Source organism: uncultured Thiocystis sp., assembly GCF_903866365.1.
Lineage (GTDB): Bacteria > Pseudomonadota > Gammaproteobacteria > Chromatiales > Chromatiaceae > Chromatium.
The window spans coordinates 1-13,287 of sequence record NZ_CAIPNF010000289.1 but is presented as its reverse complement, the minus strand read 5'-3'; the positions used below and the strand labels follow the sequence as shown (position 1 = coordinate 13,287).

At 64.5% G+C, this 13,287-nt stretch carries 11 protein-coding genes; 1 reads left to right on the top strand and 10 read right to left on the bottom strand.

All coding sequences use genetic code 11. The features are described from left to right. Window positions 1-1,646, bottom strand: a 1,646-nt coding sequence (gene dnaE, locus QZY07_RS16360) for a DNA polymerase III subunit alpha (protein ID WP_295405021.1), incomplete at its 3' end; no start/stop codon positions are given. 306 nt (window positions 1,647-1,952) lie between these two features. Then, complete coding sequence (locus tag QZY07_RS16355; protein WP_295405018.1) at window positions 1,953-2,474, bottom strand: TlpA disulfide reductase family protein; 522 nt, start codon at window positions 2,472-2,474, stop codon at window positions 1,953-1,955. Between the two features lie 176 nt (window positions 2,475-2,650). Between QZY07_RS16355 and QZY07_RS16350 the strand changes: the two genes are divergently transcribed. Then, entirely contained in the window at window positions 2,651-4,018 is a 1,368-nt protein-coding gene (locus QZY07_RS16350; RefSeq protein ID WP_295405015.1) for a YihY/virulence factor BrkB family protein, read from the top strand. Window positions 4,019-4,137: 119 nt separating this feature from the next. On the opposite strand, the gene QZY07_RS16345 is transcribed toward QZY07_RS16350, so the two are convergent. The 8 genes from QZY07_RS16345 to QZY07_RS16310 form a co-directional block, all read right to left on the bottom strand. Further along, window positions 4,138-4,335, bottom strand: coding sequence for a zinc-finger domain-containing protein (locus tag QZY07_RS16345; RefSeq protein WP_295405013.1), 198 nt, complete (start codon window positions 4,333-4,335; stop codon window positions 4,138-4,140). A 71-nt stretch (window positions 4,336-4,406) separates the two neighbouring features. Then, a complete protein-coding gene (locus QZY07_RS16340; RefSeq protein ID WP_295405010.1) occupies window positions 4,407-5,330 on the bottom strand; it encodes a branched-chain amino acid transaminase in 924 nt (307 codons plus the stop codon). A gap of 370 nt (window positions 5,331-5,700) precedes the next feature. Next, a complete protein-coding gene (glnE, locus tag QZY07_RS16335) occupies window positions 5,701-8,556 on the bottom strand; it encodes a bifunctional [glutamate--ammonia ligase]-adenylyl-L-tyrosine phosphorylase/[glutamate--ammonia-ligase] adenylyltransferase (protein ID WP_295405007.1) in 2,856 nt (951 codons plus the stop codon). After that, window positions 8,553-9,476, bottom strand: a complete 924-nt coding sequence (locus tag QZY07_RS16330; protein ID WP_295405005.1) for a D-hexose-6-phosphate mutarotase — start codon at window positions 9,474-9,476, stop codon at window positions 8,553-8,555. The genes glnE and QZY07_RS16330 overlap by 4 nt, the downstream gene beginning before the upstream one ends. Before the next feature lie 210 nt (window positions 9,477-9,686). Continuing rightward, a complete protein-coding gene (locus tag QZY07_RS16325; protein WP_295405002.1) occupies window positions 9,687-10,460 on the bottom strand; it encodes an amino acid racemase in 774 nt (257 codons plus the stop codon). After that, entirely contained in the window at window positions 10,448-11,116 is a 669-nt protein-coding gene (locus QZY07_RS16320) for a cation:dicarboxylase symporter family transporter (protein ID WP_295404999.1), read from the bottom strand. Before QZY07_RS16320 ends, QZY07_RS16325 begins: the two co-directional genes overlap by 13 nt. A gap of 48 nt (window positions 11,117-11,164) precedes the next feature. Beyond that, the gene (locus tag QZY07_RS16315; RefSeq protein WP_295404996.1) at window positions 11,165-12,721 is read right to left on the bottom strand and encodes a hypothetical protein; all 1,557 of its coding nucleotides are present in this window, start codon (window positions 12,719-12,721) and stop codon (window positions 11,165-11,167) included. Beyond that, window positions 12,708-13,287, bottom strand: a 580-nt coding sequence (locus QZY07_RS16310; RefSeq protein ID WP_295404994.1) for an IS607 family transposase, incomplete at its 5' end; no start/stop codon positions are given. The genes QZY07_RS16310 and QZY07_RS16315, both read right to left, overlap by 14 nt.

Genomic DNA, 13,287 nt, shown 5'->3' with positions numbered 1-13,287 from the left:
TGCTCGACGTCGTCCTTGTCGAACTGGGTGACCAGATTCGCCCCGCCCGGCTCGCAGTAGAGCGGCGCGAAGTCGGTCAGCTTGGTGGGCGCAATGACGACGCCGCCGGCATGCTTGCCGGCGTTGCGGGCCAACCCCTCCAGTTTGCGGGCCATGTCGATGAGCGCGCGTACCTCCTCGTCGTCCTGGTAGGCGAGCTTGAGGTCGTCGCTCTCGGCGAGCGCCTTCCCGAGGGTCATGCCCAGCTCGAAGGGCACCATTTTGGCGACCCGGTCGACGAAGCCATAAGGATGCCCCATCACCCGCCCGACATCGCGCACCACCGCCTTGGCCGCCATGGTGCCGAAGGTGATGATCTGCGAGACCGCCTCGCGACCGTATTTGTCGGCCACATAGTCGATGACCCGGTCGCGGCCTTCCATGCAGAAGTCCACGTCGAAGTCGGGCATGGACACCCGCTCGGGGTTCAGGAAGCGCTCGAACAGCAGATCATGCTCGATCGGGTCCAGATCGGTGATCTTGAGCGCGTAGGCGACCAGCGAGCCCGCGCCCGAACCGCGCCCCGGTCCAACCGGGATACCGTTGTCCTTGGCCCACTGGATAAAGTCGGCGACGATCAGGAAATAGCCGGGAAAGCCCATCTGGACGATGACATCGAGTTCCAGCGCGAGACGTTCGTCATAGGCGCGGCGCTGCTCGGCGACATCGGGAGCGGCGCGGTCGAGGATGCGCTCCAGACGCCAGTCGAGCCCCTGGCGGGATTGTTCGGTAAAAAAGGCATCGATCGTCATCCCAGCCGGCACCGGAAAGGCGGGCAGATAATTCTTGCCCAGCGTCAGTTCCAGATTGCAGCGCTTGGCGATCTCGACCGAGTTTTCCAGCGCCTCCGGCAGATCGGCGAAGAGTTCGGCCATCTCCGCCGGAGTGCGCAGAAACTGTTCGTCGCTGTAGAGGCGAGGACGGCGCGGGTCGCCCAGGGTACGCCCCTCGTGGATGCAGACCCGCGCCTCGTGGGCCTCGAAGTCGGACGCGGCAAGGAAACGCACATCGTTGGTCGCGACCACCGGCACCCCGCAGCGGATCGCCAAATCGACGCTCAATTCGATCAGCTCGGCCTCCGACTCGCGACCGGTGCGGATCAGTTCCAGATAGTAGCGGTCGCCGAAGGCGGTCAGCCAGCGGTCGAGCAGACGCTCGGCCACCTCGGGCCGCCCGTTGAGCAGGGCGCGGGCGACATCGCCCTGGGGACCGCCCGAGAGCGCAATCAGCCCCTCGGCGGCGGATTCGATCCAGTCGGGCTCGACCTGGGGCAGCCCCAGATGCTGACCCTCCACATAGGCGCGCGAGATGAGCCGGGTCAGATTGCCGTAGCCCCGGTTATCCTGAACCAGCAGCACCAGCCGATGGGGTTTGTTCGCATCCTCCGGATTGCGCACCCAGAGATCGGCCCCGGCGATCGGCTTGAGACCGGCCCCGACCGCCGCCTTGTAGAACCGCACCAGCGAGAAGAGATTGACCTGATCGGTGACGGCCACCGCCGGCATCCCGGCCGTCGCCACGGCCTTGACCAGCGGCTTGATCCGCACCAGGCCGTCGACCAGCGAATATTCGGAGTGAAGATGCAAATGGACGAAACGGGGATCCACGGAGGCGCTGTATCCTGATCGGGCGGTGGCGAGCGGGGCTCGGGGGATGCTAGTCTACCCCCATCCGGAGGGCGCTCGCAGAGTCGGAAAAATCCATTGCGGCTAGGGCGTGTCATCAATTGTATTCGTGTGGGACGATCGCCGCCCCGCCACTGTCCCAAGGCACGGATCGATGCGCTCAACGCCGATGTCGAGCGGCATCGCCGTAGGGGCGAATTCATTCGCCCCTGCATCCTCTGCACCGCACAACCGACGGGGCGAATAAATTCGCCCCTACAGGCTACAGGCTTGCATCCTGCTCAAACCCTAGCGTGGACGCTGAAGTGCGCGCACCTGATCCAGCAGCGCGGGAGCGTCCCATTCCTGCTCGCCGGTCGCGCTGAACGCCAGCCGGCCCTCGGCGTCGATCACAAAGGTCGTCGGCAGGCCGATGACCGGATAGCGTTGGGCGATGACGCTATCCCGATCCATGGGGAGCGGAAAGCTGACCGGGGTGTCGGCGAGGAATTCCCGCACGGCCTCGACATCGTCGCCCACATTGATCGCGATCACCGCAATGCCCTCGGGGGCGAGGATCTCATGGGCGCGCTGCATGGACGGCATCTCGGCGCGGCAGGGCGGACACCAGGTGGCCCAAAAATTCAGGATGATGGGTTTGCCGAGATACTCCGCGAGCCGATAGGTGCGCCCATCCGGACCTGGCAGGTTGAAATCCGGGGCGGCGGCCTGATCCTCCACCGGCATCAGCCCCACTTCCTCTCCAGCGTCAACGACCGTGCCAAAACAACAGGGAAGTACAAGGAACAGACCTCGGAGCAAAGGTTTCATGCGGCGAATCACTCTCGTGGTGGAAAATCAACAAACACCGCCGTGCGATCATGCTCGAATGATCGACGAGGCGGCGCACGACAGAGGCTTGACGACATCAAGGTGATCATGGACCAACTCAAGAACGAAATGACACCGAGCGTTCGCGGACCCGCCGGTTCCGGCGAGCACCTCGGATGAACCGACTCCAGTCCGTCGCGGAGCGAATCGACTCGCTGCTGTGGGGCCCCCAAACCGCTACCCCGCCGCGTTGGCAAGCGCGTCTCCGCTGGCTGGCGCGCCTTCTCTACGCCCTGGCGCGCGATCTGACGGGGAACCTGTCGCTTCAGTCCATGGGTCTGGTCTATACCACACTCCTCTCGCTGGTGCCCCTGCTGGCGGTCAGTTTCTCCGTGCTCAAGGGGTTTGGCGTCCATAATCAGTTGGAACCCTTCCTGTTGAGCGCCCTGGAACCGCTCGGCGAATCCGGGGTGGAGATCGTCGGGCGAATCATCGGTTTCGTCGATAACATGCAGGTGGGCGTGCTGGGCTCGGTGGGTCTCGCGACCCTGATTTTCACCGTCATCTCGCTGATTCAGAAGATCGAGCAGGTCTTCAACAGTACCTGGCGCGTCACCGAACAGCGGCGTTTCGCGCAACGCTTCGGCCTCTATCTAAGTGTGCTGCTGGTCGGCCCCGTGCTGTTCTTCTCGGCGGTCGGACTCTCCGCCTCCTTGAGCCACCAGCTCGCCGGACAACCGCTGATCGCCAGCCCCGTCATCGCCGCGCTGATCGAGACCTTCGGCCAGTTGGGGCCTTATCTGATGATCTCCCTGACCTTCGCCTTTTTTTACATGGTCATTCCCAGTACCCGGGTCAGTCTGCGCTCGGCCCTGATCGGCGCCCTGGTGGCCGGGCTGTTGTGGGAGGTCGTCGGCGACCTGTTCTCCGCCTTCATGGCCGGATCGACCCGCTTCATGGCGATCTATTCCAGCCTGGCGATCCTGATGCTGCTGATGATCTGGATCCATATCGGCTGGTCGATCCTGCTGATCGGCGCCAGCATCGCCTTCTATCATCAACACCCGGAATACCTGACCACCCGCACCCACGATCTGCGACTGAGCAATCGACAGCGCGAGCGTCTGGCGCTGATGGTCGCGGGCCAGATCGCCCGCCGCCATGCGATCGGAGAACCGGCCTGGACGTGTCATGACCTGTCCAGCGCGCTGGCCGTACCCAGGATCAATACGCAAAATACCCTAACGATGCTGGAACGATCGGGTTTCCTGCTCCGCACCGCCGACGAGGATCCCGGCTATGTGCCGGCGCGCGCGCCCGAGTCGATCAGGATCGCCGATCTCCTCGACGCGACCCGGCGCTTCGAGGAACGCGCGAGCGGCTGTCTGGGCACGGTGTTGGATGACGGCGTCCGGCACATCGAGGAGACTCTCGCGGCAGCGTTTGCTAACGCGCTCGACGACATGACACTCAAGGATCTCGCCGCGACACAATATGTGTCAGAGCATCTTAAGGCGCAACAGAAACCATGCGATTCTGGATGATTGATCCACGCATCCATGAGGCGACGCCCTTGGGCTCGGGGATGGAGTCGCCAAAATCCATCGCCGTAGCCAGCCAGGGTTGATTCGCTTCAAACCGCCGACAGGGACACATCCAAGGCTCAATCCGTCAGGACATAGCGCGCACCGCAATAGGGGCAGACAGCCTCGCCGTGCGGTTCGTCCTCGATCGGCAGATAGACCCGTGGGTGCAGATTCCAGACGGGGGCGTCCGGCGGCGGACAGGACAGGGGGAGATCCTTGCGGCTGACCTGAATGGCCGGTTGCACGGGCGTGCTCGCGGCAGCGGTATGGGGCATGGGTTGGTTCTCCATCATCGCGTGTGTCTCGGCGCGTCCAGGCGGCGGTCAAGGCCGGCTGGACGCGGGTTTCAGACCAGCGTCAGCCATTCCGGATGGCGGTCGCGGCGTCCGTGGACCTGATCGAAATAAAGCGTTTGCAGACGTTCGGTGATGGGACCGCGAGTTCCGGCTCCAATGGCGCGACCGTCCACCTCGCGGATCGGCGTGACCTCGGCGGCGGTGCCGGTGAAGAAGGCTTCGTCGGCGATATAGACCTCGTCGCGGGTGATGCGCTTTTCCACCACCCGCAGACCGAGTTCGTCGCACAGCGTCATGACCGTGCGGCGGGTGATGCCGTCCAGCGCGGAGGTCAGATCCGGCGTGTAGAGGATGCCGTCGCGCACGATGAAGACGTTCTCGCCGCTGCCTTCCATGACGAAGCCGGAGGCATCGAGCAGCAACGCCTCATCGTAGCCATCGCGTAGCGCCTCTTGCAACGCCATCATGGAATTCATGTAGTTGCCGTTGGCCTTGGCGCGACACATGGTGGTGTTCACATGATGACGGGTGAAGGACGAGACCTTGATGCGGATGCCGTTGCGCATGTTGTCCTCGCCCAGATAGGCGCCCCAGGACCAGGCGGCGACCATGCAGTGGACCTGGAGATTGTCCGCGCGCAGGCCCATGCCCTCGGAACCGTAGAAACACATGGGGCGGATGTAACCGGAGTCCAGATGGTTCTCGCGCACCACGTCGCGCTGCGCCCGGTTCAGGGTCGCGCGATCCCAGGGCATCGGCATTCCCAGGATATGCGCGGAATTGAACAGGCGATCGGTGTGATCCGCCAACCGGAAGATCGCCGCGCCTTGCGCGGTCTTATAGGCCCGGACGCCCTCGAAAACGCCCATGCCATAATGCAGGGTATGGGTCAGAACATGGGTCTTGGCTTCGCGCCAGGGCACCATTTCGCCATCCAGCCAGATCAGACCGTCACGGTCCGCCATCGTCGCCATGTTTCCACTCCGCTTCGCTAAATCAGGGGCAAGGGGCAAGGGACAAGGGGCAAGGAAACAGTCCTCGCTTGATCCTCAGCCACAATTGCCTCTTGCCCGTCTGTGAGGACAAGATGCCAGGACATGCAAAGCATCCCTCGCCGAGTTTTCCCCTTGCCCCTTGAACCTTGATGCCCTTGCCCCTTTAGGTGATTTTCTGAAAACAATCGACCCAACAGGACGGCGGTGAATAGACAGGATTCACAGGATGTTTCAAGATTTACAGGATTAACAACAGCTTTTGATAAAATCCTGTCCATCCTGAGAAATCCTGTGAATCCTGTCCATTTTGAAGCCTTTGGCATGGGCATGAACGTTCCCGGAAATCACCTTATTCCTGCATCAACGCACGCCACCACTCCCGCACCCGCTCGCGCTCGGCCTGAAGTCGATCCCAAGGGACGGTCTTTGGTTGCTCCTGGAGCGCGCTGCGATGATAGACCGCGCGCAATGCCTTGTAGGCGTCGGTGAGGTTCTCGGCCGCTTGTCCGGGCAGCAGGCCGAGCCGCGCCAGGGTCTCCAGCAGTCGTATATTATCGGTCCAGTCCGCCAGCGCTGGGTGCGCCGCCGCCCAGCGCAGGACTGCGTATTGAACCATAAACTCGATATCGGCAATACCGCCGGCCCCCTGCTTGAGGTCGAAACGCCCATCGCGCGACTTGTCCAGATTGGTGCGCATCTTCTCGCGCATCGTCCGCACCGCGTCGCGCAGTGTCTCGGGGTCGCGCTCCTGACAGAGAATCGCCCGACGCACCGCGCCGAAACGCTCGGCCAGAACCCGGTCGCCCGCCACCGGCCGGGCACGCACCAGGGCCTGATGCTCCCAGGTCCAGGCATCGCTGTCCTGATAGGCCGCGAAGGAATGAATCGAGCGCGCCAGCATGCCCTTGTTGCCGTCCGGCCGGAGTCGCATGTCGATCTCGTAGAGCGCGCCCGAGGCGGTCCGGGTGGTCATCATGTGAATCATGCGCTGTCCGAGTCGGGCATAGAACTGCTCGTTGCTGATCGACTTCGGACCGTCGGTCATGGCGCTGACCTGTTCGGTGCCGTGAATAAACACCAGATCCAGATCCGAGCCGTACCCCAGTTCGATCCCGCCCAGTTTGCCGTAGCCGAGCACCAGAAATCCGCTGTCCTCGCCCAGAATGGAGGTTGGATGTCCATGCTGGCGGACCAGATGCGCGAACGCCAGCCGCAGCACGCGCGCGACCGCCACCTCCGCGATCTCGGTCAGATAGTCGCTGACCACCATCAGCGGGATGGCCTCGGTCAGATCCGCCGCGGCGACCCGTAGCATGTTGCCCTGGGCGAACTGATGCAGCCGCTCCATCTGCTGCTCCAGATCGTCGGCGTCCAGATGCGACAACAAGGCGTCGAGTTCGGACTCCAGATCCTCGCGGCGCAGCGGGGCATAGAGCCGACGCGGGTCGATCAGCTCGTCGAGCAGCAGCGGATGACGGCTGATCTGGTCGGTGAACCAGGGGCTCATGCCGGACAGCCGGGCGAGTTGAGCCAGGATGTCCGGAGATTCGACCAGCATGGCGAGATAGGCGGTGCGTCGCGCGACCGATTCCAGCACGCGCAATACCCGCTCCAGCGCCAGATCGGGCTGCTCGCTGGCGGCGATCACCCGCAGCACCATCGGCATCAGTTGCGCCAGACGGTCGCGACCCCGACTGCTGAGACCCTTGCGGGCGGTGGTTTCGCGGAACTGCTCGATCCGGACGCGGGCGACCGCGGGATCGGCAAAACCGGCCCGATCCAGGAGTTCCAGGTCATGCACCGCGTCGTGCGTCCCCGTCCAGAGACCGTTCAGGCTGGACTCGCCCGGCTCCTCGTGGCTGTCGGGCGCGGCAAAGACATGATCGAACTGCTCTTGAACCAGGCGGCGATGCGTCTCCAGCACCGACGCAAAAGTCGGCCAGTCGGCAAATCCCATGGAACGCGCCAGACGCCATTGACCGGCGGCGTCCTCCGGCAGCTTGTGGGTCTGTTTGTCGCGATACGCCTGGAGCCGGTTCTCGACCAGGCGCAGAAAGACATAGGCCGCGTCGAGTTGGGCGATGGCGTCCGCGGGCATCAAGTGTTTGTCCGCCAGACAGGCGAGCACCTGGCGAATCGGGCGCACCTGCAGGTCGGGATCGCGACCGCCGCGGACCAACTGGAACGCCTGACCGATGAACTCGATCTCGCGGATGCCGCCGGGGCCGAGCTTGATATTGGCCTCCATGCCGCGCCGGTAGAGTTCCTTGGCGATCATCCGCTTGAGGTCGCGCAGTGACTCGAAGGCGCCGAAATCCAGATAACGCCGGTAGACGAAGGGCCGCAGCATGAGCATGAGCTGATCGCGGTCGGCGGGATCGCCCGCGACCGGCCGCGCCTTGATCATGGCGTAGCGTTCCCACTCGCGCGCCTGCGACTGATAATAGTCCTCCATGGCCTGAAAGCTCATGGCCAGCGGGCCGACCTCGCCAAAGGGCCGCAGCCGGGTATCGACCCGGAACACGAACCCGTCGACGGTCTGAGTGGCCAATGCCTGAACCAGACGTTGCGCGAGACGCACGAAAAATTGTTCATGACTCAGGCGACGCGGTCCGTCCGTCACCTCCCCGCCCTGCGGAAAGGCGAAGATCAGGTCGATATCCGAACTCAGATTCAGTTCGCGGGCCCCGAGCTTGCCCATCGCCAACACGACCAGACGCAGCGGACGGCCAACCGGATCGCGGGGGGTGCCGAGTTCGGCGCGGGTCCAGTCGGACAGCCGCTCCAGCGCCTGCCGGATGCAGACATCCGCCAATTCGGAGAGATCCTCCAGCGTCTCCGGCAGGGGCGCGCGGCCCGCCAGATCGCGCCAGATAATGCGGATCATCTCGCGCCGCCGAAACAGCCGAAGCGACGTCTGCAACGCACTCTCGTCGGCGACCCCGGACAGTGCCGCCACCAACCGCCGCGCCAGCACGCCTTCGCCAGACGATCGCTCCAGATCGCCGCTCGCGATCAGCTCCGCGAAGTCGCCCGGATGACGCGCGGCGGCGATCGCAACGTATTCGCTCGCCTCCCAGACCCGCGCGCGGGCCTCCGCGAAGGCGGCATCATCCGGGACGGCGACGCCCTGCCCCCTTGCCCAGTCGAGCCAGTCCAGCCACTGGGCATCGGCTGCTGGATTCGCGTGGTCGCCGTCGCTCATGCGCCGGCCGTCAGGGGCTCGATCCGATACTCGGCGACAATCCGAGACTCGCCCTGGAGCGGAATCTCGATCGTCTCGGAGGCGGTATTGACCGTTTCGACACAGAGGAAGCGCAGATAGTCCAAGTCGTCCAGGTCATCCATCGCCCGTGCCGTCTCGACCCAGGGATTCCAGACCACGCAGGTACGGCTGTGCTGGGCGTCGATGCGGATGCGACGATTCAGCACCGGATCCTCGATGCTCAGGCGGGCTGGAACCTGCTCATAGATCCGATTGACCTCGCCGGACACCGTGACCGGTCCCTCCTGCACAGCCACCGCATCGCCCGCGCCGGCGGCCTTGTCGAGATAGCGACAGCCGTCGAGTCCCACGACCCGTGTCCGGGTCGCATCGCCCACCTTGAAATAGCTATGCAGACCCTGGGTGATGCGAATCGGCGCATCGCCGGCATTGCGGGTGATCAGCGCCACGGACAGGGTCGCGCCGACGACGACCTCCAGCCTGAGATTAAAAAAGCGCGGCCAGATCGCGCGGGTGGCCGCATCGTCCGCCAAGCCGAGCTTGACCAGGGTCGAACCGTTGGGCAGCGATTTGCACGCCCTCACCTCCCACGCCCAGGCCCGCACAAACCCGTGCCCTCCCCGCCCTTTCTCCTCCGGATCCGGCCCGAACCACGGCCAGCAGATCGGGATGCCGCCCTTGATCGCCTTGCCCGGCGCGTAATAGGCGCGCTCGCTGACGAACAGCAGATCGTCGGGCGCGCTGGCGGGACGATACGCCAGCACCTGACCGGCATAGGGCGAAATCGTGGCCGTGGCGAGACCGTTCGCGATCTCGATCATGGTCAGGCCGCCAGGCCCCTCGGTGAAACGCAGGTGGTCGGGGATGGCGAATTCGGCATTCAGTGCGGCGATATCCATGAAATGTCCTCTGTTCGTTTTTGGTGGTCAGTGGTTTCGATCAAGATGCGGGTAATTTTTGGCGGGACAATTCGGGAACGCTCGGATCGGCTCGCTACCAAGGTCGTCCTACCGATTCTGGATGCTGCTCCTAAAAACGCGTAGCGGGCCAGGAGACGGTCGACCTCCCGGTGCGTCAGGGTTTGGCTGGCGAGATCGACGAGAATTCGTTTATCCACCGGAATTCAGTTCGGCGCAAGGCACGGCTCGTGATCCATGTCCTTGCCATGATCGCTGGCCAGCGTGCGTTGCGAGATTCCAGCCCCGCCGCACGGCGTAATCCACCGCGCAACGCGCCAGTTCCAGCGTGCAGTCAATTAATTGCAGTTCATGCCGCTCGATATGGGCGGCTGCAAGCGGCAGTTCGGTACAACCCAGGATCACCGTCCGTACACCGTGCTCACGAGCGCTGGCGAGCACCCGATTCAGGAATGCACCGGCCAATGCGGGTTGTCCGGCCTTGACCAGGCGAATGCAATCATCAACCAACACTTGGTCGTCGTCCGGGGATGGAATGTCGAAGGGGGTCTCGCGGGCGGCCAGCTCGCGCTGAAAGAAGCCCGATGCCAGGGCACCGCGGGTTGCCAGAATCAGGGTACGCGCGCCCCGCGGCGCTCGCGACACCGCCGCCCGCGCAATGTGCAGAATGGGTGCGCGGCTGACGGCACTGAGTTGGCCGTACCAATGATGCGAGGTGCTGCAGGGGATGGCGATCACGCCCACATTGACGCGGTTGAGCCGTTCGATGCCGTCCGCGAGAGCGGGTAGCGGGTCTTGGTCATGCCCGAGAATCGCAGGGCTGCGCGCGGGGATCCGAGGCAGACTGACCACCACGACCGGCAGGTGATCCTGATCGCGGCGAGCGGGCGTCAGCGCCACCAGCTTGGCCATGAAGTCGACCGTCGCGGCGGGCCCCATTCCGCCGAGAACGCCTATGAAAGACATGCGGTCTCCGTGATCCGCGCGGGGCGCGCGCCGATCAGCGTCACCGAGGCGGTGTTGCCGATCACCAGCACCAGCGTGCGCAGAATATCGCAGAGGGGGTCGACCGCCAAAAACAGGATGAAGGCCGCCTCGAAGGGCAGCCCGAGATAGCCGCAGGCGATGCTGGTCAGTGAAACGATCGCCAGACCCGTCATGCCAGCCGAGGCAAACCCGGCCAGGATGGACGCCGACATGACCAGCGCGAGTTCGCCGGCACTGAGCGTCAGCCCGTAAAGCTGGGCGATAAACAGCGTTGCGCAGACGTAATAGACGATGGGACCGACGCGCAGCAGGGAGACGCTGAGCGGCACCAGCAACTCGACCTGGGAGCGCGCAAATCCCAATGGCCGGGTGAGCAATTCGATCATGATCGGCATGCAGATCAAGCTGTTGCGCGTCGCCACCGCGAGTGCGAAAGGGCCGCGCAGCGCGGCGAGCGTGGCGCCCAGCGACAATGGGCCGCGCTGCCAGATGACCCACAGGGACAGCAGGAGCAGGATCGCCGAGGCGACCACGAATTGCGTCATGGCCAGTAGCGGTTCCAGACCGGTTTTGGCCAGTTGCCCGGCGCTCATGGTCAGCAACACCACCGGCAGCAGATAATTCATCCACTGCATGAGCGTCTGACACCGTTCCTAAAACCATAGAAAAATATTCCATGGACGTCAGCCGAACAGTGCTGCTGACGATTCACGGGCCGGAGTCGCGCCGGCCGCAGGCAGTAGGGTCTCCGCTCGCGCCGCGCCCCGAAGGGCCGGTGGCGACCGGGATCGGTCCTGGGACCGACTGCCCGCACGGTCCATCCGTCGTTGCTCTTGGGCGACCTTCCTCCAAAACGACCAGACGTGCCGCCCCCGATTCCTTGCAGGTAGGGGGCGGGCGGCACTGGCGCGGCGATTGGGTCGCTCCGACAGGTTCAGGGCACGCCGCGCAATGACCAGCGCGGCGGCGTGATGGGGACTCAGGCCATAGCGCCCGGCGAATTTCTCGCGCCCGATGACCGAGGTATAGGCGGGGTTGCGCGCGATCACTTCCAGGCCCGCATCATGGGCGCGGGCGCGCAGGGTCGCGCCGATGCGCGCGTAGGCCAGCGCCGAGAGCATGCGCGCGTAACGCCCGCCTTCGTCCTCCAGGGCGGCTTTCTTTTGGGCGAACGTCAGCTTCTCGATCGCCAGCGGCTTGCCTTTGTCGCGGGCGAAGTCCATCAGCGTCTTGATCGCGTCGCCAATGGCCGCTTGGGTTTGATGGCGGTCGAGACCGTAGGTGACGAGCGGGATCGTCAGCGCGGCAATCGGATTGCCAACATGGTCGGTTTCGCACACCGCCAGGTGATCGGCGTTGAGATCGATCCCAATGACGCCGAGTCGCCGGTCGCTCGCGAGCGTGAACGGCAGCGCCTGCGTGGTGACGAAGACCCGCCAGCCCTTGGCGTCGCGCTGGAAGCGATAGCTGACGGCCTGTTCCAGGGTGAGTGCCGCGACCAGTTGATCCGTACCGTAAGGCAGGTCGATCTCCAGGCGCTGGTACTTCTCGCCGGACGGGCAGAGCGCCGGGGGCAGCCGTAACCGCAGGGCGAAGCGCTGACCGCCCAGGTACTCGCCCACGCAGCCCTGGCAGCCGCCGGTCTCGTCCTTGGAGCCGATGACAAAAAACTGACTGGACCGCGCGCGGCGCCAGTCCGCACGCCACTCGTCAAGGGAATCGTAGTCGTTCGCCTCCAGATCGAACTGCGCATGGAACAATTTTCGACTGCCGAAACAGATCCGCACGGTGCCAGCGTCGCGATCCGCGCGCAGTTGGACGAGGCGCTCGCGCAGACGCGCAAGCCGACGCTGTTTCTGGTGGCGCTTGTGGAGCAGGCGCTGGCGTTTGGCGGGGTCTTTTTCCGGGGCGCGCTGCGCGTCGAGCGTCTTGATGACCTTCGCGGCCTTTTTGATACGGGCCTCGGCCTCGTCGATCAGCCCGTCGCGACGTTCCTTGATGGACGCAATCTTGCCTTTGAGGTTGATGGCGATGGCGTTGAACTGCCGGGCGGTGAGGCCGAAGCGCGCCATGAACTCGGACTTCAGCGCGCCGGGCGCCACGCCGCGCCGCATCGCGGCGAATAGGGCGCGCTCGGCACGTCCGTAGAGGTCGGCATAGGCGTCCAGCACCGCGCCTGCCGTCCCCTCGGGATCGGCGATCCGGGTCTGGTAGGTGCGCTGAACTTTAGCGGTCCGCATCGCCGTCCGCCTGGCATTGCTCGACCAACCGTTGCACACGATGTGCCGCCGCACGGCGGCCATAAAGCCGGGCGCAAAACGCAGTCAACACCGCGATCATGTCCGCCACCAGATCGTCCTTGAGTTCTTCGGGATCGACCACCAGCAGGCGCGCGCCACGGGCGGCGAGGGCCGCCTCGACGTATTCCGCACCGAAGCGCATCAGACGGTCGCGGTGTTCCACGACGATGACATCGACGTGGGGATCGGCCAGTAACGCGAGGAGTTTTTTGCGATGGCCGTTGAGACCGGAACCGATCTCGGTGACGGTTTGCGCCACGCTCAAGCGTTGCGCGTTGGCGAAGGTGAGGCAGCGGGCGACCTGGCCGTCCAGGTCGGATGTTTGGTCGTGGCTGGAGACGCGGGCATAGAGCGCCGCGCGGGGACCGGTCACTGCGGCGGGGGTGTCCACGTCGACCAGGATCGTGCCGGTCGGCGTTTGGTGCGCGGGCACCGGCAGTCGCCCGGCCTTGTACCAATTCCAGGCCGTGCGGTACGAGATGCCTTGCTGCTTTGCCCAAGTGCTG